The sequence below is a fragment of the Methylobacterium sp. E-045 genome (genome assembly GCF_022829685.1).
In the GTDB taxonomy this organism is placed as follows: domain Bacteria; phylum Pseudomonadota; class Alphaproteobacteria; order Rhizobiales; family Beijerinckiaceae; genus Methylobacterium.
Genome location: NZ_JAKSYE010000064.1, coordinates 12,614 through 30,919 on the forward strand (window position 1 = coordinate 12,614; position 18,306 = coordinate 30,919).

Sequence of the window (18,306 nt, forward strand, 5' to 3'; positions counted from 1 at the left end):
CTTCCGTCGGGCGTGAACGCTATTTGCGACGCGCCGGATTTTGGTTCATTGAGGCCGCACGCACGGGCCCCGGCGGCCCAACGCCCTTTCTCCCTAATCTCGTCGGGACACACAGTATGGCGACCCCAGAGTTCGACCTGAACGATATCAAGCGCCGGATGCAGGGCGCCGTGAGCGCCTTGTCGAAGGATCTCGGCTCCCTGCGCACCGGACGCGCCACTCCGAGCATTCTCGATCCGATCAACGTCGATGCCTACGGGTCGTCGATGCCGATGGCCCAGGTCGCCACGGTGAGCGTGCCCGAGCCGCGCCTCCTGTCGATCTCGGTCTGGGATCGCAGCATGGTCGCTGCCGTCGAGAAGGCCATCCGCGAATCCGATCTCGGGCTGAACCCCCAGACCGAAGGCCAGACCATCCGCTTGCGCGTGCCGGAGATGAACGAGCAGCGCCGCAAGGAAATGGTCAAGGTGGCCCATAAATACACCGAGGAGGCCCGCGTCGCGGTCCGCCACGTCCGCCGCGATGCGCTCGACCATCTCAAGAAGCTCGAGAAGGACAGCGCCATCAGCGAGGACGACGAGAAGCGTCAGGCCACCGAGGTGCAGAAGGTGACCGACCAGCACATCGCCGAGATCGACGGCGTTCTCGCCTCGAAGGAAAAGGAAATCATGCAGGTCTAGGTTTTGGACAGGTATGGATTCGACGGAATCAGGGACGGGGAGAAGCGCGTTGGGTCGCTCAGAGGGCGCGCGTCAGATCGAGGTATCTGCGGCCGGGGATAGGGAGAACGCCAGCGTCGCGGTCGGCCTCGCCTCGCGCGGTACCGAAACGCCGGGATCGGGCCCGTCTCCCTCGCCCCGTCCGGCGGCGCCGGCCCATGTGGCCATCATCATGGATGGCAACGGCCGCTGGGCCGCGCGTCGCGGTCTGCCGCGCGTGGAGGGGCACCGCCGGGGCGTCGAGGCCGTCCGCCGCGCGGTCCGCTCCGCGATCGAACTCGGCGTCTCCTATCTGACGATCTACAGCTTCTCCTCCGAGAACTGGCGCCGGCCGCCCGCCGAGATCGCCGATCTCATGGGCCTGCTCAAGCTGTTCGTCCGGCGCGACCTCGCCGAGCTTCACGGCAACAACGTCCGCGTCAGGATCATCGGCGCCCGCGAGGGCCTGAGCGCCGATATCGCCGGGCTGCTCGACGAGGCCGAGACGCGGACCCGCGGCAATACCGGGCTCACCCTGGTCATCGCCTTCAATTACGGTGGCCGCCAGGAAATCCTCCGGGCGGTCCGGACCCTCGCCCAGGCCGTGGCCGACGGTCGGATGAGTCCGGCCGAGATCGGCCTCGAAGCCATCGCCCTGGCCCTCGATACCACCGGCATCCCCGACCCGGACCTCGTCATCCGGACCTCCGGCGAGCAGCGCCTGTCGAACTTCCTCACATGGCAGACGGCCTACGCCGAATACGTCATCGTGCCGGAATTCTGGCCGGATTTCGATCACGCCTGCTTCCATGCGGCCATCGACGAGTATCATCGCCGCGACCGCCGCTTCGGCGGCCTCAGCGGCAAGGCCGGGTGATGGTCTCGCCCGGCGACGCGGCATCCGCGCCGAGGCGCGGCCTCCTCGGCGGCCGCGAGTTCCAACTCCGGACCGCGTCGGCCATCGTGCTGGCGACCATCGTGCTCACGACGCTGTTCCTCGGCGGCTGGGCCTTCGCCGCCATCTGGCTCATCGCCGGCATCGTCTTCGCGGGCGAGTGGATCACGATCAGCCGGATCGTGCCTCTCAGGCTCTCCGTGGCGCTCTCGGCCCTGGGTCTGGCCGGCCTCGGCCTCTGCCTGCGCCTGGATGCATCGCCGCCGATCTGGCTCGCGGTCTCCATCGCCGCCCTCGTGGCGCTCGCCGTCACCGTGCGGGATTCGGACGCTCGGGGCCGCGTCGTCATCGGTTTCCTCGGCGCCGCCGTCCTGGCCCTGGTTCCCCCGGCCCTGCGCGACGACCCCGCCATCGGCATCTTCGGCCCGGCCTGGATGTTCGCCGTGGTCTGGTCCACCGACATCGTCGCCTACATCACCGGCCGCACCTTCGGCGGGCCGAAACTGATGCCGTCGGTGAGCCCCAAGAAGACGTGGTCTGGCTCCCTCGGCGGCCTCGCGGCGGGCGTCGCCGCCGGCACCCTGCTCGTGATGGCGGCCCGCTCGCAGGGGTGGAGCGCCCTCGCCAACGCCAACCTCGCCGTGGTCGCGCTCACCAGCGCCCTCGCCTCCATCCTGAGCCAGGCCGGAGATCTCGCCGAATCGGCCCTGAAACGGCATTACGGCGTGAAGGATTCGGGCCGTTCGATCCCGGGCCATGGCGGTGTCATGGACCGCCTCGACGGCTTCTGCGCCGTGGCCGTCCTCGCCGGCCTCTATCTCATCGCACACCGCTTCGGCGTGGTCTGAAGGAATCGATCCGTTGACCCATACCGTCACCATCCTCGGCGCCACCGGGTCCATCGGTCGTTCCACCACGGACCTGCTGGCCCAGCACCCGGAGCGGTTCCAGATCGGCGCCCTCGTCGGCGGTCGCGACGCCGCGGCGCTGGCCAAGCTCGCCCGCGAGATCGGGGCCGACTTCGCCGCCCTCGCCGACGAGAGCCAGGGGCCGGCCCTGCGCGAGGCGCTCTCCGGCACCGGCATTGCCAACGGGGCGGGGGAGGGCGCCGTCCTCGAAGCCGTGGCCCGTGACGCCGACATCGTCGTGGCGGCGGTGAGCGGCGCGGCAGGCCTGCGTCCGACCCATGCGGCCCTGCGCCTCGGCCGCACGGTGGCGCTCGCCAACAAGGAGAGCCTCGTCTGCGCCGGCGACGCCTTCATGCGCGACGCCGCGCGGTTCAAGGCGACGCTGTTGCCCGTCGATTCCGAGCACAACGCCCTGGCCCAGGCTCTCGGCGATGGCCGGGTCTCGGACGTGACCAAGATGACCATCACCGCCTCCGGCGGCCCGTTCCGCACCTGGACGAAGGAACGCATCGCGGCGGCCTCGCCCACGGAGGCGGCGGCTCATCCGACCTGGTCGATGGGGATGAAGATCAACATCGACTCGGCCTCGCTCATGAACAAGGGCCTCGAACTCATCGAGGCGCATCACCTGTTCGCCATCGAGGCCGAGCGTCTTGACGTGATCGTGCATCCGCAATCCATTGTGCACGGCCTCATCACCTGGCGCGACGGCGCGGTGACGGCCGGTCTCGCCATGCCGGACATGCGTGTCCCCATCGCCCATTGCCTCGGCCTCGGCGACCGTTTGACCATCGAGCTCGGACGCTCCCTCGACCTCGCCTCCGTCGGCAGCCTCACCTTCGAGGCGGCGGACGAGGCGCGCTTCCCGTGCCTGCGCATCGCCCGCGCCGCGCTGGCGGAGGGCAGGGCCGCGCCGACGGTGATGAACGCCGCCAACGAGATCGCGGTGGCCGCCTTCATCCGGGGGGAGATCGGCTTCTACGGCATCGCCGAACTGGTGGAGCGGGCCTGCGAGCATTTCGCCCCCGAGTATCGCCGCGCGCCGGCCGACGTGGACGAGGCTTTGGCCATCGACGCCCATGTCCGCGCCTGGAGCGCCAAGGCGCTGCCGTCCGCCGCCTGAGGCTCCTTCAGAACAGGGCGAAGCGTGGTTTCGCCGTCATCAGCCAGAGAATGGCGAGCATGGCGGCGAAGGCGGGAAACCCGCAGGCGAACCAGATCCGGTACAGCCCGTGATAGCGCGGCGGCAGGGGCGTTCCGGATGCCGCCGCAGCCCTGGCGAGATCGCGCAGGATCATCTGGATCCTGACGACGGGCAGCCAGAACAGGCCGATGACGACGTAGAGGACGAGCGACAGGACGATCCACCCCTCGGTGAGGGGCCAGCCCACCGCGCGCGCCAGGAGCCAGCCCGTCACCGGCTGGATCACGGCCGCGGTCGCCGTGAAGAGCGCGTCGGCGACGACCACCGTCCCCGCCACATGGGCGATCAGGTCGGGCCGCCCCGTCCGATGCGCCATGGTCATGAAGAAGGCGATGCCGGCCCCGGTGCCGAGCAGGACCGTCGCGCCGATGACATGGAGCCAGCGCAGGACCTCGACAGACGCCATCGAGGTCAGCGCTCGTCGGCCAGCGCATAGGCCACGAGGGCCAGCATCGCTCCGGGCAGGGTCTTGAGATAGGCGCCGAGGGGATCGAGCCAGAGGCCGGCGGCGATGGCCGAGCCGAAGAAGAGGTAGATCCCCGTCATCGCCGCCATGCCGAGGGCGGCGAGCGGCATCGTGCGCCTCACCAGGATCGCGGCCCCCAGCGCCAGGTCGACGAGGATGCCGGCGAGCACGGTGACCCGCGCGGTCGCCGCATCGATGCCGTGGGCGGTCATCGCCGCCATGGCGGCGTCGAGATGCGTCAGGGCGATCAGCCCCGAGAGCAGCCAGAACAACGAGAGCGTGACGAGGATCGCCGGCTTCAGGAGCCACAACCGTCCGAACCAGCGCTCCTGCACACCGGACGGCATCCGCCGAAGGCTCTCCGACAGGGAGGAGGGCGGCGACCCGGCGGCCCGCTCCCAGGCGGATGGGTCTCCCCCGATGCCGGCCTCGATCTGGCGCAGAGCCGTGGTGCGGATGGGAGTCCGCCAGCCGAGGCGGCCGACGAGATCGCCCATGCGGAAACCGACGCCGAGAAGCCAGGACGGGACCGGCAGCGCGAGCCAGGCCGGAGGACGCCCGAGCCAGGCACGATAGGCCGCGACGATGTCCGGCAGGGTGTAGCCGCGCTCCTCAACGAGGTCGTAGAGTGCCCGCGCGGCGATCCCTCCCTCCACCGCGAGAAGGACCGCCCGCGCCACCTCCTCCACATGGACGGTCTGGATGGGCCTCAGGGAGTGCATCCCCGTGCAGGCCACCGGAAGCGAAGCCAATCCGCGGATCAGGCCGGTTGCACCGTAGGAGACGGGCGCGAGAACGAGGCCGGGCCTCAGGATCACCCAGTCGCAATCGAGGGCGGCGAGGGCCGTGTCGGCCTCGGCCTTGCTGCGCATGAATTCGGTGGGGGCGTCGTGCGAGGCCCCCGCGGCCGAGACCTGGACGACACGCCGGATGTCCAACCGCCGACAGCATGCGAACAGGGCACGCATGGCGACCGCCTGGACGGCGCGGACATCGTCGCGCGGGCCATCCTGCAGGGCGCCCGAGCAATTCACCACCGCGTCGAACCCGGTTAGGATCGTGGTCCAGTCCTCCGGTGCGACGAGCCCCGCGATGTCGCGTTCGATCCAGTCGGCATCGGGGTGACGCCGTCGCGCTGACCGGACGTCCCGCCCGAGGCCCGTCACCGCATGCCCGGCGGCGAGGCAGCGGGTCACCACCGCCGAGCCGATGAGGCCATAGCCTCCCAGAACCAGGATTCGCATTGCTTGGTGACCTGCCGCTCCGGTCGTGTCTCGAGCCACCCTTGCCCGGTTTGCCTGAATCGAGCGTAACCGTTCGCAAGGCGCCGACTCGTCAGTCCTCGGGCCCGTAGGCTGCGAAGAACACGCGGATGGCCTCGCTCACGCGCGGGCCGATCTCGGCTTGCGTCACCGGACTGCCCGCCGCGAAGAGCAGGCGCGTCAGCAGCCCGGCCTGGCACAGGTGCAGGAAATGCTTGGCCGCGAGTTCGGTATCCGCGCGGCGCAGGCGGCCCGCGGTGACCTGACGGTCGAGATAGGCGGTGAGCCGCGCCACTCCCTGCGCCGGGCCGGCTTCGTAGAAGGCCTGCCCGAATCGCGGAAACTTCTCCGTCGCGCCGATCACCATGCGGATGATCGCCACGTGATCCGGGCGGATCATGTGGACGAGGTAGCTGTGTCCCAGCCGGGTGAGGACCCCGCGCACGTCCGGATCGTCGGCATCGAGCTGGAACAGGGCTTCGGCGAGGCCGCGCTTCTCCTCCAGCGTCAGAGCCCCGAACAGAGCCTCCTTACTGTCAAAATAGACGTAGAGCGTCCCTTTCGAGACGCCGGCCGCCTTGGCGATCTCGCCCATGCTGGCGCCGTCGAAGCCCGACGCCATGAAGACGGAACGCGCACCATCGAGGATCTGGCGGCGCTTATCCGTCTCCGCCACGGATCGTACGCTCGCCTTTTCGCCGCCCAAGCCTTCCACGACTACTGCCACCGCGCCCCTCGATTGACCGAACCGTTCAGTCATTATACCTAGAGGCAATCGACGGTCTCGGTCAATCCGACGTCGAAAATGACCGAACGGTTCGGTCAATTCTCTTTGTTCGGGACGGGATCATGTCTCTGCGTGACGATGACGGGCACCGCGAAGCGCCCTCGGGCGCCGTCCGATCCGACGATGCCGAGCCGGTGGCGACGTCGCCGGCGATCCCTGTCGTGGCCGGACCACCGGTCGCGCCGCCGGCCGGAACGGTCGCATCACCTCCGAAACGGCGTCCGCTGCGCAAGGCCGTTCTGGCGAGCCTCGTCGTCCTCGGCCTCGCCGGTGGCGGCTACAAGGGCTACGAATGGTGGACGGTGGGCCGCTTCTTCGTCTCCACCGACGACGCCTATGTCCAGGCCGACATCTCGATCCTCGCTGCCAAGGTTTCGGGCTATCTCGCCGCCGTGCCGGTGATGAACGGGCAGGCGGTGAAGAAGGGCGATGTGATCGCCCGCCTGGACGACGGCGATTATCGCCTCGCCGCCCAAGCGGCGCACGACAAGCTCCTGACGCAGCAGGCGACCATCGCCCGCATCGGCCGGCAAGTGGAGGCCGCGCAGGCACAGATCCTCCAGAGTGCCGCGCAGATCGACGCGGCCAAGGCCGATTCCATTCGCGCCGCCGCCGATTACGCCCGCCAGCAGCAGCTGGAGAAGGTCGATTTCGTCGCCAAGTCCCGCATCGAGCAGGCCCTGGCCGACCGCAACCGCACCGAGGCCACGGTGAAGGGCGCCGAGGCGAACCTGTCCATGATGAAGGCCAATGTCGAGGTTCTGCGGGCTCAGGGCCGGGAGGCGGAGGGGCTCGCGGCCGAGCTGAAGACCGCCGAGGACAGGGCCGACCGCGACCTCGCCTTCACGGTGATCCAGGCTCCCTTCGACGGTGTCGTCGGCAACAAGGCGGTGGAGGCGGGCGCGTATGTCTCGCCGGGCTCGCGCATCGCCGCCCTCGTTCCCCTCGAGAGCGTCCGCATCGACGCGAACTTCAAGGAGACGCAGGTCGAACGGATGCATCCCGGTCAGCGCGTCCACATTGCGGTGGACGCCTATCCCGGCCAGGACATCGTCGGCGAGGTCGAATCCCTGTCGCCGGCTTCGGGCTCCGTCTTCAGCCTGCTGCCGCCCGACAACGCCACCGGCAACTTCACCAAGATCGTGCAGCGCCTGCCGGTGCGGATCCACGTACCGGCGGATGTTGCCCATGAAGGGCTGCTGCGGCCGGGTCTCTCCGTCACGGTGCGCGTCGATACCCGCGAGGCGGCCGCGCCTGTCCGCACGGCGTCCCGGCACTAGGCGACGAGCATGGCCGCGTCCGCCGCCCTCGCACCCGCCGCCGAGCCGCCCCTCGATCGCCGCCGCATGGTGGCGTTCGTCTGCATGGTGTTCGGGATGTTCATGGCGATCCTGGACATCCAGATCGTTTCGGCGTCCCTGGCCGAGATCCAGGCCGGGCTCTCGGCCTCGGGCGACGAGATTCCCTGGGTCCAGACCAGCTATCTCATCGCCGAGGTCATCGCGATTCCGCTTTCCGGCTTCCTGTCGCGGGTGATCTCGACCCGGTGGATGTTCGTGGTCTCGGCCGGCGGCTTCACCCTGATGAGCCTGATGTGTGCCACCTCCACCTCGATCAACGAGATGATCCTGTGGCGGGCGCTGCAGGGCTTCATCGGCGGCGGCATGATCCCCACCGTCTTCGCCGCTGCCTTCACGATCTTCCCGCCCTCGAAGCGCCCCGTCGTCTCGCCGATGATCGGGCTCGTGGCGACCCTCGCCCCCACCATCGGCCCGACGGTGGGCGGCTACCTCACGGACGCCTTCGACTGGCACTGGCTGTTTCTCATCAACGTGGTGCCGGGCATCGTCGTCACCGTCTCGACCTACCTGCTCGTCGATTTCGACGAGCCCAATCTCGACCTGTTCAAGCGCTTCGACTGGTTCGGCCTCGCCTTCATGGCCGCCTTCCTCGGTTGCCTCGAATATGTGCTGGAGGAGGGGCCTAACCACGACTGGCTTCAGGACGAGGCGGTGTTCGCCTGCGCCATCGTCTGCGTTCTGGGCGGTGTCGCCTTCTTCTGGCGCGCACTCACGGCGGCCGAGCCCATCGTCGACCTGCGCGCCTTTTCCGACCGCAACTTCGCGGCGGGCTGCATCTTCAGCTTCGTGCTCGGTATCGGCCTCTACGGCCTGACCTATCTCTACCCGGTCTATCTCGGGCGGGTGCGCGGCTACTCGGCCTTGCAGATCGGCGAGACGATGTTCGTCTCGGGATTATGCATGTTCGCCACCGCACCCATCGCCGGGCGGTTCTCGGGCAAGGTCGATCCGCGCATCCTCATGGGGGTCGGCTTTACCGGCTTCGCCGCCGGCACCTGGATCGTCACGGGCCTGACCAAGGACTGGGATTTCTGGGAGCTCCTCCTGCCCCAGGTCCTGCGCGGCTGCTCGCTGATGCTGTGCATGATCCCGATCAACAACATCGCGCTGGGCACATTGCCGCCCGCGCGGATGAAGAACGCGTCCGGCCTCTACAACCTCACCCGCAATCTCGGCGGGGCGGTGGGCCTCGCCCTCATCAACACCGTGCTCAACGACCGCTGGGACCTGCATCTCGCCCGGCTCCACGAGCGCTTCTCCTGGACGAGCACCGCCGTCCTGGAGCGGCTCGACATGACCCGGCGCCAGTTCGACGCGCTGGGCCTCGACGGCAACGCCATGGCCCTCAAGGCGATGATGAACACGGTGCGGATGCAGGGGCTGGTGATGAGCTTCGGCGACGTCTTCCTGGTCCTGACATTCCTGTTCCTCGCCATGGCCTGCGCGACACCGCTGATCCGCCGGCCCCGCACCGCCGCGCCGGCGGGCGGCGGCCATTGAAGCGGCCGCTCAAGTCGGGCCCTTAACCGTCCACCGAGGAAATCGGGGACGGTCGGGCCGCATGCGACGATCTCGCAGGCCGCGCCCGGTTTGCGTTCGCTCCACCATGATCCGATCTGCTATGGACGTGTGTTGGCCCCTCGCGAGGCCTTGAGGATCGACGAATGGACTTTCTAGCTTCGATGGGGGGGACGGCCTCCGGCTTCTTCGGGTCGGTGATCCCCTTCGTCATCGTGCTCAGCATCGTGGTGTTCGTCCATGAGATGGGCCACTTCCTCGTCGGCCGCTGGTGCGGGGTCGGCGTCCACGCCTTCTCCCTCGGCTTCGGCCCCGAACTCTTCGGCTTCAACGACCGTCACGGCACCCGCTGGAAGGTGTCGGCGATCCCGCTCGGCGGCTACGTCAAGTTCCACGGCGACGCCAACGGCGCCAGCGTGGCCGATCCCGCGGCCCTGGCGCGGATGACGCCGGAAGAGCGCGCGACAAGCTTTCCCGCCCAGAGCCTGGGCAAGCGTGCGGCCATCGTCGCCGCCGGACCCATCGCCAATTTCCTTCTCGCCATCGCGCTTTTTGCCGGGGCGATCTATGTGTCCGGCCGCTACGAGCTTCCGCCGCGCATCGACGGCGTGATGCCGGGGAGTGCCGCCGAGCGGGCGGGCTTCCAGCCCGGCGACCTCGTCACGTCCATCGACGGGACGCAGGTGACGAACTTCCTCGACATGCAGCGCACCGTCTCCGGCAGCGCCGGCGCCAGCCTCGCCGTCACCGTCGACCGCGGCGGCGAGACCAAGATCCTGACCGCGATCCCCGATGCGGTCGAGGAGCGCACGCCGTTCGGCAAGCATCGCCTCGGCCGTCTCGGCATCAAGGGACCGAACGGCGCCGACGCCCAGGTTCGGCATTACGGCCTCGTCCAATCCCTCGGGCTCGGCGTGTCGGAGACCTACTTCGTCGTCGACCGGACCATGAACTACCTCGGCAAGCTGGTGACGGGGCGCGAATCCGCCGATCAGCTGTCGGGGCCCATCGGGATCGCCCGCGTTTCGGGCGAGGTCGCCAAGGTCGGCGGTGTCGGCGGCCTCATCGGTCTCGTGGCGCTCCTGTCCGTGTCGATCGGCCTGCTTAACCTTTTCCCGGTTCCCCTCCTCGATGGCGGACACCTCCTGTTCTATGCGTTCGAGGCCGTCCGCGGCCGTCCCCTGAGCGAGAAGACCCAGGAGATCGGCTTCCGGATCGGGCTCGCGCTGGTGTTGTTCCTGATGCTGTTCGCTGCCTGGAACGACATCCTGAACCTCGGCGCGTCCTGGTCCGGACGGGGTTCCTGACCGAACGCCGACGTCTCGTCCGCGGCGCGGCGCCCGTCTCCCGCGCGGTTGTGGATTTCTCCATAACGCTTTGATCGGGTTGAATAATCGAAAAGCCCGCCCGGTTCTCCGGGCGGGCTTTTGGCTGCAAATTGATGATTGATTCACCTTATCGAGCGATGAACGGGAACCGTTAAGTGACCGGAAGGCCACGTCTCCCCAAAATCCCCCCTACAGCCCAGGTCCGAGCGTTTGCTTCGCTCGGGAAACTCGGTAGAAGCTGAGCTTGGGACCAGGTGACGGGACGGTCGGATAACGACCGCCTGTCTGCGGGTGCAAACCCGGACTGTTAATAAATAGAGACGGGCGATTACATGATGTCGATGACGGGGAAGCGCCGGCGTAAGTCGGCCGAACGGACCATCGTCCTAGTCGCTGCCGCGGCCGCAGGGCTGGTTCTGGGCGGCACGGCTCAGGCGCAGCAGATCGTCGTCCAGGGTAACAAGCGCGTCGATGCCGACACGATCCGGTCCTACGTGACCGGTACGGCCTCGGGATCTCCCGAAGAGGCCCGCCGCAATCTGCTGGCGAGCGGCATGTTCTCCGACGTCAAGGTCTCGCGCAGCGGCGCCGGGACCGTGGTGACGGTCCGCGAGAACAACCTCATCAACCGGGTCGTTTTCGAGGGGAACAAGAAGGTCGAGAAGGGGACGCTCGAAGCCGAGGTCGAGGCCAAGGCCCGCGGCGGCTTCAGCGAGGGCATCGTCCAGGCCGATCTTCAGCGCATCCGCGAGATCTACCGCCGCGCCGGTCGCGGCACGGCCAAGGTCAGCTTCCGCACCGTCGATCTGCCCAACGGCCGTATCGACCTGATCTACGTGATCGAGGAAGGCGACAAGACCGGCATCAAGGCGATCAACTTCGTCGGCAACAGCGCGTATTCCGACAGCAAGCTGCGCGAGCTGATGAGCTCGTCGGAGATGAACTTCCTGTCGTTCATCAAGACCTCGGACGTCTACGATCCCGACCGGATCACCAACGATCTCGACCTCGTGCGCCGCTATTACCTGAAGAACGGCTATGCCGACTTCCGGGTGGTGAATGCCGATGCGCGCTACGTCGAAGGCGAGGGCGACGCCGGCTGGGTCATCACCGTGACCGTGGACGAGGGTCAGCAATACACCGTCGGCGCGGTGGCCATCGATTCGCGCCTGCCGGGTGTCGACACCCAGATCCTCGACGGTGAGGTCCGCGCTTCCGTGGGCGACGTCTACAATGCCGAGGACGTCGAGAAGACCCTCTCCGGCGTGACCAATCAGGTCGCCCGCCAGGGCTTCCCCTTCGCCCAGGTCCGCCCGACCGGCCAGCGTGACCGTGCGACCCACACCGTGGCCCTCGGCTTCGTCGTCGAGGACGGCCCCCGCGTCTATGTCGAGCGCATCAACATCCGCGGCAACACCCGCACCCGCGACTACGTCATCCGCCGCGAGCTCGATATCACCGAGGGCGATGCCTATAACCGCGTCCTGACCGATCGCGCCGAGCGTCGCCTGAACGGTCTCGGCTTCTTCAAGAAGGTCCGCTTCTCCAACGAGCCGGGCTCGTCGGCCGACCGCGTGGTCATCAACATCGATGTCGAGGATCAGCCCACGGGTTCGTTCTCGGTGGCGGGCGGCTACTCCACCCAGGACGGCATCATCGGCGAAGTCTCGGTCTCCGAGTCGAACTTCCTCGGCCGCGGCCAGTATGTCCGCGTCGCCGGCACCGGCGGCCAGTACTCCCGCGGCGTCGACTTCTCGTTCACCGAGCCGTACTTCCTCGGCTACCGTCTCGCCGCCGGCTTCGATGCCTTCTACAAGTACAGCGACCTGACCCGCTACTCGCGCTACGAGACCACGGTTTATGGCGGTCAGCTCCGCGTCGGCCTGCCGATCACGGAAGAGTTCGGCGTCACCCTGCGCTACTCGCTCTACAACACCGAGTTGCAGATTCCGAACAGCACGAAGCGGCCGTATAACGACTGCTCGAACCCGATCCCGGGCTATACCCAGATTCAAGGTTCTACGGCTACGAACCCGATCCTTGCGACGGGGCTGCCTGGCCAGCAGGCTCTGTACCCAACCTGCGCTTTCGACGGCGAGGCTTCGATCGCGCTCAAGGGTTCCGTCGGCAACACGCTGACTTCGCTCGCGGGTGTGACGCTGGCCTACTCGACTCTGGACAACCTCGCTCAGCCTCGTAACGGTCTCTATGCCGAACTGAAGCCTGAAGTTGCCGGCCTTGGCGGCGATTCCAAGTTCTTCCGTGTGTCCGGCGACATGCGATACTACAAGGAATTCTACGAGGACGTTGTTGGTTTCGTGCGTTTCCAGGGGGGGCATATCTCGGCCCTCACCGACGAGAAGCTGCGCATCACCGATCAGTACTTCCTTGGTCCGTCGCTGGTTCGCGGCTTTGCTCCCAACGGCATCGGCCCGCGTGACATTGGTAGTGCTGACTCGCGCTCGAATGCTGTCGGCGGCACCACCTACTTCGGCGGTACCCTCGAAGTTCAGTTCCCGATCTACGGCATCCCGCGGGATCTTGGTCTGAAGGGCGCTGTGTTCGCTGATGCTGGTACTCTGTTTGGGTACAGCAGCGAGACCCAGTTCGACGTGAACAAAGATAAGGCAATTAACGGATTCGCACCCGGATCGGGATGTAACTTCAGTTCTAACACGATCACCGTCGAGCCGGAGTGCTTGAACGTTCGAGACAAGATGACGATCCGGTCTTCGGTCGGTGCGTCTATCCTTTGGAACTCCCCGCTTGGTCCGATCCGCTTCGATTATGCTTACGCCCTTTCCAAGGACAATGGCGTGATGACCGCCTTCGGCCGCGTCGGCAAGGATCAGCTCCAGGCCTTCCGCTTCTCCGGCGGTTCGCGCTTCTGAGCCAAGACGCACGGGCTTCCTTTCGCGAAGCCCGTGCGTTGTCGCATCATGTCTGATCCCATCTTCTTCGCATCCAACACGGCCCTCAGCCTCGGCGACATCGCCGGGGCTGCCGGCATTTCGCTTCCCCAAGGCGCGGACCCCCATGCGTTGGTCGGCGGGGCGTCCCCCCTCGAGAATGCGGGCCCCGGCGACCTCGCCTATATGGACAATGCCCGCTACGGCGACGTCCTGGCCCAGACCAAGGCGCTGGCCTGTCTCGTCTCGCCGCGCTTCGCGGCGAAGGTCCCCTCCACCACGGTGGCCCTCGTCACACGCGACCCCTACCGGGTCTATGCCGGTCTCCTGGCCCGCTTCCATCCGGAGGCCATGCGGCCTCGATCGCAGTTCGCCACCGAGGGCGTGTCGCCGGGAGCCCATGTCCATCCGAAGGCGCGTCTCGAAGACGGCGTGATCGTCGATCCCGGCGCCGTGATCGGTCCCGGTGCCGAGATCGGCTCGGGCACGGTCATCGGCCCGAACGCCGTCATCGGCCCCCATGTCCGTATCGGGCGCGACTGCTCCATCGGAGCGGGATCGACTTTGGCCTATGCCCTCGTCGGCAACCGCGTGATCCTTCATCCCGGCGCGCGCCTCGGCCAGGACGGGTTCGGCTTCGCCATGGGGCCGGGCGGACATCTCAAGGTGCCCCAGACCGGGCGCGTCATCGTGCAGGACGATGTCGAGATCGGTGCCAACACCACGATCGATCGCGGAGCGGGCCGCGATACCATGATCGGCGAGGGGACCAAGATCGATAACCTCGTCCAGATCGCCCATAACGTGGTCATCGGCCGCCACTGCATCATCGTCTCGGGCGTCGGCATTTCCGGCTCGACCACGCTGGAAGATTATGTGGTCCTCGGCGGTCAGGTCGGCGTGGTCGGGCATCTGCGGATCGGCATGGGCTCGCAGATCGCCGGATCCTCGAACGTCAACCGCGATGTCCCGCCGGGAAGCCGCTGGGGCGGCACGCCGGCCAAGCCCGTGCGCACCTGGTTCCGCGAACTCACCGCGCTCGCCCGCCTCGCGGAGAAATCTGGCCAGGACGGGACTGACCCCGCTAAGGACTGAGCCGGAGCCGGTCCCGGCCCTGGATGACCGGCGACATCCTTCTCCGAGACTTGCATCCGTCGGCGTTTATGCCGATGACGACGTTCGGTTTTCTTCCAAGGGTTGAGGCGAGGCGTCAGGGGCGCCGGGTCGCCATGGGATTGTTCGATCGATGAGTGACATGCCGAAAGATCTGGGCTCGGCCGACATCCAGAAGATCCTGGAACTTCTGCCCCATCGCTACCCGTTTCTGATGATCGACCGCATCATCGAGATTGACGGGGACCGTTCCTGCATCGGGATCAAGAACGTCTCGTTCAACGAGCCGCAATTCACCGGGCATTTCCCGGGCCTGCCGGTGTTCCCGGGCGTCCTGTTGATCGAGGGCATGGCCCAGACCGCGGGCGCCATCTGCTGCCAGCACATCAAGACCGATGACGTGCGCGCCAAGCAGGTCTTCTTCATGACCATCGACAAGTGCAAGTTCCGCAAGCCCGTCGTCCCCGGCGATACGGTGCGCTACCACATGACGAAGATGAACCAGCGCCGGACCATGTGGTGGTTCCGGGGCGAGGCGCGTGTCGGCGACACCCTCGTGGCCGAGGCCGAGATCGGTGCCATGCTGGTGACGGAGTGAGCGCCGTGGCCGAGATCCATCCGAGTTCCGTCATCGAGGACGGGGCCACGATCGGCGCGGGCGTGCGGATCGGTCCCTTCTGCCATGTCGGGCCGGAGGTCGTCCTGGGCGAGGGCTGCGAACTCATCAGCCATGTCGTCATCGCCGGGCGCACCGGGATCGGTCCCCGCACCAAACTCTATCCCTTCGCCTCCATCGGCCATCCGCCGCAGGATCTGAAGTTTCGCGGCGAGGCGTCGACGCTGACCATCGGAGCCGATTGTCTGATTCGAGAAGGCGTCACGATGAATCCCGGCACGGCCGGTGGCGGGCTCGAGACGGTCGTCGGCAATACGTGCACCTTCCTCGCCAATTCCCATGTGGGGCACGATTGCCGGGTGGGCGACGGGGTCGTCTTCTCCAACAACGTCATGCTCGCCGGCCATTGCAGCGTCGGCGATTATGCGATCCTCGGCGGTGGCGCGGCGGTGATCCAGTTCGCCCGTGTCGGGGCCCATGCCTTCGTCGGCGGCCTCTCCGGGCTCGAGAACGACTGCATTCCCTACGGCATGGCCCTGGGCAACCGCGCCTATCTCTCGGGCCTCAACATCATCGGCCTGCAGCGCCGGGGTTTCGCCCGCGAGGACATCCATGCCCTGCGCCGGGCTTATCGCCTCCTCTTTGCCCAGGAGGGCACGCTGATGGAGCGGGTGGAGGACGTGGCTGCGGAATTCGAGTCGCATCGTGCCGTGGCCGAGATCATCGCCTTCATCCGCGAGGGCGGCAAGCGCTCGATCTGCACCCCGCGCGAGAATCCGGGCTCGGCTTGACCGCGTCTCCCCAGCCGGTGTCCCTCGTCGATCCGCGTCCGGAGGAGCGTCTGGTTCTGGTGGCCGGGGCAGGGCGGCTCCCCGAACTCGTGGCCGAATCCCTCGACCGGTCGGGCCGCTCATTCCGGGTCCTCGCCATCCGTGGCTTTGCCGAGCGCCCGATGCGCGCACGCGCCGACGCCACCGTCGATCTCCTCGACATCGCCGGGGCGTTGAAGATCCTGGAGGCCTGGGGGCCGGCCTGCGTCATACCCGTGGGCGGAGTCTCGCGCCCTAACCCCGCCGCCATCCTCAACGCGGCGGCGGCCTTGCGGAATCGCGACGCGCTGAAGGCCATTTCGGGGGGAGGGGACGACCGGCTGCTGCGGGGTGCTCTCGTCCTGCTGGAGGATAACGGCCACCGCGTCGTCGGCATCCACGATGTCGCGCCGGATCTGCTGAGCCCGGAGGGGCAACTCGGCCGCCTCGCGCCAGATCTCGCGGCGCGGGCCTCCATCACCACGGGGTGCGGCATCCTCGCGGCGCTGGCCGCCTACGATGTCGGCCAGGCGATCGTCGTCGCGGCACAGCGCGCGCTCGCGGTGGAGGGGCCGGAAGGAACGGACCGGATGCTCGCCCGTGCGCGTGCCCTCGGGCGCAAGCCCTTCGGGCTGGGGGCGGCCCAGCCCGGTACCGTGCTGGTGAAACTCGCCAAGACCGGCCAGGATCTGCGGGTCGACCTGCCGGCCATCGGTCCGCGGACGGTCAGGGCCGCGGCGGCGGCGGGCTGCGCCGGCATCGCCATCCAGGCGGGCTACACCCTCATCATCGACAGGGACGCGACGGTGGCCGAGGCCGACCGTGCGGGCCTGTTTCTCATCGGTTTGCGGATCGAGGCATGACCATCCATCCGTCCAGACGCATCTGGCTCGTCGCAGGCGAGGATTCGGGCGATCAGCTCGGCGCCAAGCTGATGCGGGCGCTGTCGGACCTCTCCGGTGGGCAGGTGACGTTCGGGGGCGTCGGCGGCGAAGCCATGGTGGCGCAGGGCTTCGTCTCCCTGTTTCCCCTCGATGACGTGGCGGTGATGGGTTACCTGCCCGTGGCGGCACGCCTGCGCACCCTCCTGCGTCGCATCCGCCAGACCGTGCGCGACATCGTCGAATCGCGCCCCGACGTCCTGGTCATCATCGACAGTCCCGGTTTCACCCATGCGGTCGCCTCGCGGGTGCGCAAGCGCCTGCCCGGCCTGCCCATCGTCGATTATGTCTCCCCCAGCGTCTGGGCATGGCGGCCCTGGCGCGCGGCGAAAATGCGGCCGTTCATCGACCACGTCCTGGCGCTCCTCCCCTTCGAACCGGACGCGCATCGCCGGCTCGGCGGACCGGACTGCACCTATGTCGGACATCCGCTGATCGAGCGCCTGGCCGAGCTGCGCCCGGATTCCGCGGAGGCGGCGGCGCGGGAGGGGACGCCCCCGACCCTGGTGATCCTGCCGGGCTCGCGCCGTTCCGAGATCGAACGTCTGATGCCGGTCTTCGGTGCCACCCTCGATCTGCTCGTGCAGCGCCACGGACCCATCCATGCCGTTCTCCCGGCGGTCACCCGTCATCGGGCCATGATCGAGCGATTGGCCCTCTCCTGGTCTCGTCCGGTGACGATCGTGCATGGCGAGGCGGCGAAATACGCGGCCTTCCGGCGGTCCCGCGCAGCCCTGGCGGCCTCGGGCACGGTCACCCTCGAACTGGCATTGGCCGGCGTGCCCATGGTCGTCGCCTACAAGGTCTCCCGTCTCGAGGAGGCGGTGGCGCGGCGCCTGATCCAGGTGCCGACCATCGTGCTGCCGAACCTGATCCTCGGCGAGAATGCCATGCCCGAGTTCATCCAGGCCGAATGTACCCCCGGGCGCCTTGGCGAGGCCCTGCTTCCGCTCCTCAGGGGAGGCGCGGCGCGCGACGCGCAGGTGCGTTCGCTTCAACGCATCGACGGCTCGATGCGCCTCTCGGGCGATGACGAGCCGAGCCGCAAGGCGGCGAGAATCGTGCTGTTGGCGGCCCGCCCGGCGGTCAGCGGACCGTCGTCGACGTAGCGCCCCTCGTTCTCGCGCCCCGCATGACCTCCGAAGCCTGGAGCGCGCTTGGCGGGAGGGCCCGGTCGTCCGCTCCGCGTATCGAGGACGGGGACGGCACGTCCGGTGTTCGCGCGGCCTCGTCACGTCCGAAAGCGTAGCCGGCATTCACGCCGGCATAGAAGCCGGTGAAATCCTCGGCCTTCGCTGGCCCGGCGAAAGCCATCGGCGAGCACAGGATCATCGTCACGAAGACGGCACGCATCGCTGCTTCCGGCACCTGAGATCGTTCCTTCGGATCGGTTCGTTCGGAGACCGCCATCCGGTCTCCCCGACGATGCTGGATACGAAAAACGGCGACCCGAAGGCCGCCGTCGATTCGTCTCTCAGTCGAGAAGACCGC

General features: G+C 67.7%; 17 protein-coding genes. 13 read left to right on the top strand and 4 right to left on the bottom strand.

Annotated elements, in window-relative coordinates; all coding sequences use genetic code 11:
- The first annotated feature begins 116 nt into the window (after positions 1-116).
- The 4 genes from frr to dxr are packed head-to-tail and all read left to right on the top strand — an operon-like array spanning position 117 to position 3,624.
- Complete coding sequence (frr, locus tag MKK51_RS08715; RefSeq protein ID WP_018045031.1) at positions 117-680, top strand: ribosome recycling factor; 564 nt, start codon at positions 117-119, stop codon at positions 678-680.
- Positions 681-729: 49 nt separating this feature from the next.
- A complete protein-coding gene (locus tag MKK51_RS08720) occupies positions 730-1,575 on the top strand; it encodes an isoprenyl transferase (protein WP_243976403.1) in 846 nt (281 codons plus the stop codon).
- Positions 1,575-2,441, top strand: a complete 867-nt coding sequence (locus tag MKK51_RS08725) for a phosphatidate cytidylyltransferase (RefSeq protein ID WP_243976405.1) — start codon at positions 1,575-1,577, stop codon at positions 2,439-2,441. The genes MKK51_RS08720 and MKK51_RS08725 overlap by 1 nt, the downstream gene beginning before the upstream one ends.
- A 13-nt stretch (positions 2,442-2,454) precedes the next feature.
- Entirely contained in the window at positions 2,455-3,624 is a 1,170-nt protein-coding gene (dxr, locus tag MKK51_RS08730; RefSeq protein ID WP_243976407.1) for a 1-deoxy-D-xylulose-5-phosphate reductoisomerase, read from the top strand.
- A 7-nt stretch (positions 3,625-3,631) separates the two neighbouring features.
- On the opposite strand, the gene MKK51_RS08735 is transcribed toward dxr, so the two are convergent.
- The 3 genes from MKK51_RS08735 to MKK51_RS08745 all read right to left on the bottom strand — a co-directional run bounded on the left by MKK51_RS08735 (position 3,632) and on the right by MKK51_RS08745 (position 6,193).
- Positions 3,632-4,111, bottom strand: a complete 480-nt coding sequence (locus MKK51_RS08735) for a DUF2269 family protein (RefSeq protein ID WP_243976409.1) — start codon at positions 4,109-4,111, stop codon at positions 3,632-3,634.
- 5 nt (positions 4,112-4,116) lie between these two features.
- Positions 4,117-5,415 carry an SDR family oxidoreductase gene (locus tag MKK51_RS08740; protein WP_243976411.1) on the bottom strand — a complete coding sequence of 433 codons (1,299 nt, stop codon included), beginning with the start codon at positions 5,413-5,415 and terminating at the stop codon, positions 4,117-4,119.
- Between the two features lie 91 nt (positions 5,416-5,506).
- Positions 5,507-6,193, bottom strand: a complete 687-nt coding sequence (locus MKK51_RS08745) for a TetR/AcrR family transcriptional regulator (RefSeq protein ID WP_279601045.1) — start codon at positions 6,191-6,193, stop codon at positions 5,507-5,509.
- An 89-nt stretch (positions 6,194-6,282) separates the two neighbouring features.
- Here MKK51_RS08745 and MKK51_RS08750 point away from each other — a divergent pair, with 89 nt between their 5' ends.
- The 9 genes from MKK51_RS08750 to lpxB all read left to right on the top strand — a co-directional run bounded on the left by MKK51_RS08750 (position 6,283) and on the right by lpxB (position 17,924).
- On the top strand, positions 6,283-7,500 hold the full coding sequence (locus tag MKK51_RS08750) for an HlyD family secretion protein (protein ID WP_243976413.1): 1,218 nt from the start codon (positions 6,283-6,285) through the stop codon (positions 7,498-7,500).
- Positions 7,501-7,509: 9 nt separating this feature from the next.
- Positions 7,510-9,081: a DHA2 family efflux MFS transporter permease subunit gene (locus MKK51_RS08755; RefSeq protein ID WP_243976415.1), complete on the top strand. Its 1,572-nt coding sequence runs from the start codon at positions 7,510-7,512 to the stop codon at positions 9,079-9,081.
- A gap of 164 nt (positions 9,082-9,245) precedes the next feature.
- Positions 9,246-10,406 (top strand): RIP metalloprotease RseP, encoded by a 1,161-nt coding sequence (rseP, locus tag MKK51_RS08760; RefSeq protein WP_243976417.1) that lies wholly within the window; start codon positions 9,246-9,248, stop codon positions 10,404-10,406.
- Positions 10,407-10,759: 353 nt separating this feature from the next.
- On the top strand, positions 10,760-13,318 hold the full coding sequence (gene bamA, locus MKK51_RS08765; protein ID WP_243976419.1) for an outer membrane protein assembly factor BamA: 2,559 nt from the start codon (positions 10,760-10,762) through the stop codon (positions 13,316-13,318).
- A gap of 48 nt (positions 13,319-13,366) precedes the next feature.
- Positions 13,367-14,431, top strand: a complete 1,065-nt coding sequence (gene lpxD / locus MKK51_RS08770; RefSeq protein ID WP_243976420.1) for a UDP-3-O-(3-hydroxymyristoyl)glucosamine N-acyltransferase — start codon at positions 13,367-13,369, stop codon at positions 14,429-14,431.
- A gap of 160 nt (positions 14,432-14,591) precedes the next feature.
- The gene (gene fabZ, locus MKK51_RS08775) at positions 14,592-15,047 is read left to right on the top strand and encodes a 3-hydroxyacyl-ACP dehydratase FabZ (RefSeq protein WP_409565651.1); all 456 of its coding nucleotides are present in this window, start codon (positions 14,592-14,594) and stop codon (positions 15,045-15,047) included.
- Positions 15,044-15,856, top strand: a complete 813-nt coding sequence (lpxA, locus tag MKK51_RS08780; RefSeq protein WP_409565652.1) for an acyl-ACP--UDP-N-acetylglucosamine O-acyltransferase — start codon at positions 15,044-15,046, stop codon at positions 15,854-15,856. The genes fabZ and lpxA overlap by 4 nt, the downstream gene beginning before the upstream one ends.
- On the top strand, positions 15,853-16,737 hold the full coding sequence (locus tag MKK51_RS08785; protein ID WP_243976426.1) for an LpxI family protein: 885 nt from the start codon (positions 15,853-15,855) through the stop codon (positions 16,735-16,737). Before lpxA ends, MKK51_RS08785 begins: the two co-directional genes overlap by 4 nt.
- The gene (gene lpxB / locus MKK51_RS08790) at positions 16,734-17,924 is read left to right on the top strand and encodes a lipid-A-disaccharide synthase (RefSeq protein WP_243976428.1); all 1,191 of its coding nucleotides are present in this window, start codon (positions 16,734-16,736) and stop codon (positions 17,922-17,924) included. Before MKK51_RS08785 ends, lpxB begins: the two co-directional genes overlap by 4 nt.
- On the opposite strand, the gene MKK51_RS08795 is transcribed toward lpxB, so the two are convergent.
- Positions 17,902-18,168 (bottom strand): hypothetical protein, encoded by a 267-nt coding sequence (locus tag MKK51_RS08795; protein ID WP_243976430.1) that lies wholly within the window; start codon positions 18,166-18,168, stop codon positions 17,902-17,904. The genes lpxB and MKK51_RS08795 overlap by 23 nt on opposite strands.
- Positions 18,169-18,306 lie beyond the last annotated feature (138 nt).

Coding starts and splice junctions, on each gene's coding strand:
- frr (WP_018045031.1), top strand. CDS start 117: ATGGCGACCCCAGAGTTCGACCTGAACGATATCAAGCGCCGGATGCAG.
- MKK51_RS08725 (WP_243976405.1), top strand. CDS start 1,575: ATGGTCTCGCCCGGCGACGCGGCATCCGCGCCGAGGCGCGGCCTCCTC.
- MKK51_RS08735 (WP_243976409.1), bottom strand. CDS start 4,111: ATGGCGTCTGTCGAGGTCCTGCGCTGGCTCCATGTCATCGGCGCGACG.
- MKK51_RS08740 (WP_243976411.1), bottom strand. CDS start 5,415: ATGCGAATCCTGGTTCTGGGAGGCTATGGCCTCATCGGCTCGGCGGTG.
- MKK51_RS08745 (WP_279601045.1), bottom strand. CDS start 6,193: ATGACTGAACGGTTCGGTCAATCGAGGGGCGCGGTGGCAGTAGTCGTG.
- MKK51_RS08750 (WP_243976413.1), top strand. CDS start 6,283: ATGTCTCTGCGTGACGATGACGGGCACCGCGAAGCGCCCTCGGGCGCC.
- MKK51_RS08755 (WP_243976415.1), top strand. CDS start 7,510: ATGGCCGCGTCCGCCGCCCTCGCACCCGCCGCCGAGCCGCCCCTCGAT.
- rseP (WP_243976417.1), top strand. CDS start 9,246: ATGGACTTTCTAGCTTCGATGGGGGGGACGGCCTCCGGCTTCTTCGGG.
- bamA (WP_243976419.1), top strand. CDS start 10,760: ATGATGTCGATGACGGGGAAGCGCCGGCGTAAGTCGGCCGAACGGACC.
- lpxD (WP_243976420.1), top strand. CDS start 13,367: ATGTCTGATCCCATCTTCTTCGCATCCAACACGGCCCTCAGCCTCGGC.
- fabZ (WP_409565651.1), top strand. CDS start 14,592: ATGCCGAAAGATCTGGGCTCGGCCGACATCCAGAAGATCCTGGAACTT.
- lpxB (WP_243976428.1), top strand. CDS start 16,734: ATGACCATCCATCCGTCCAGACGCATCTGGCTCGTCGCAGGCGAGGAT.
- MKK51_RS08795 (WP_243976430.1), bottom strand. CDS start 18,168: ATGCGTGCCGTCTTCGTGACGATGATCCTGTGCTCGCCGATGGCTTTC.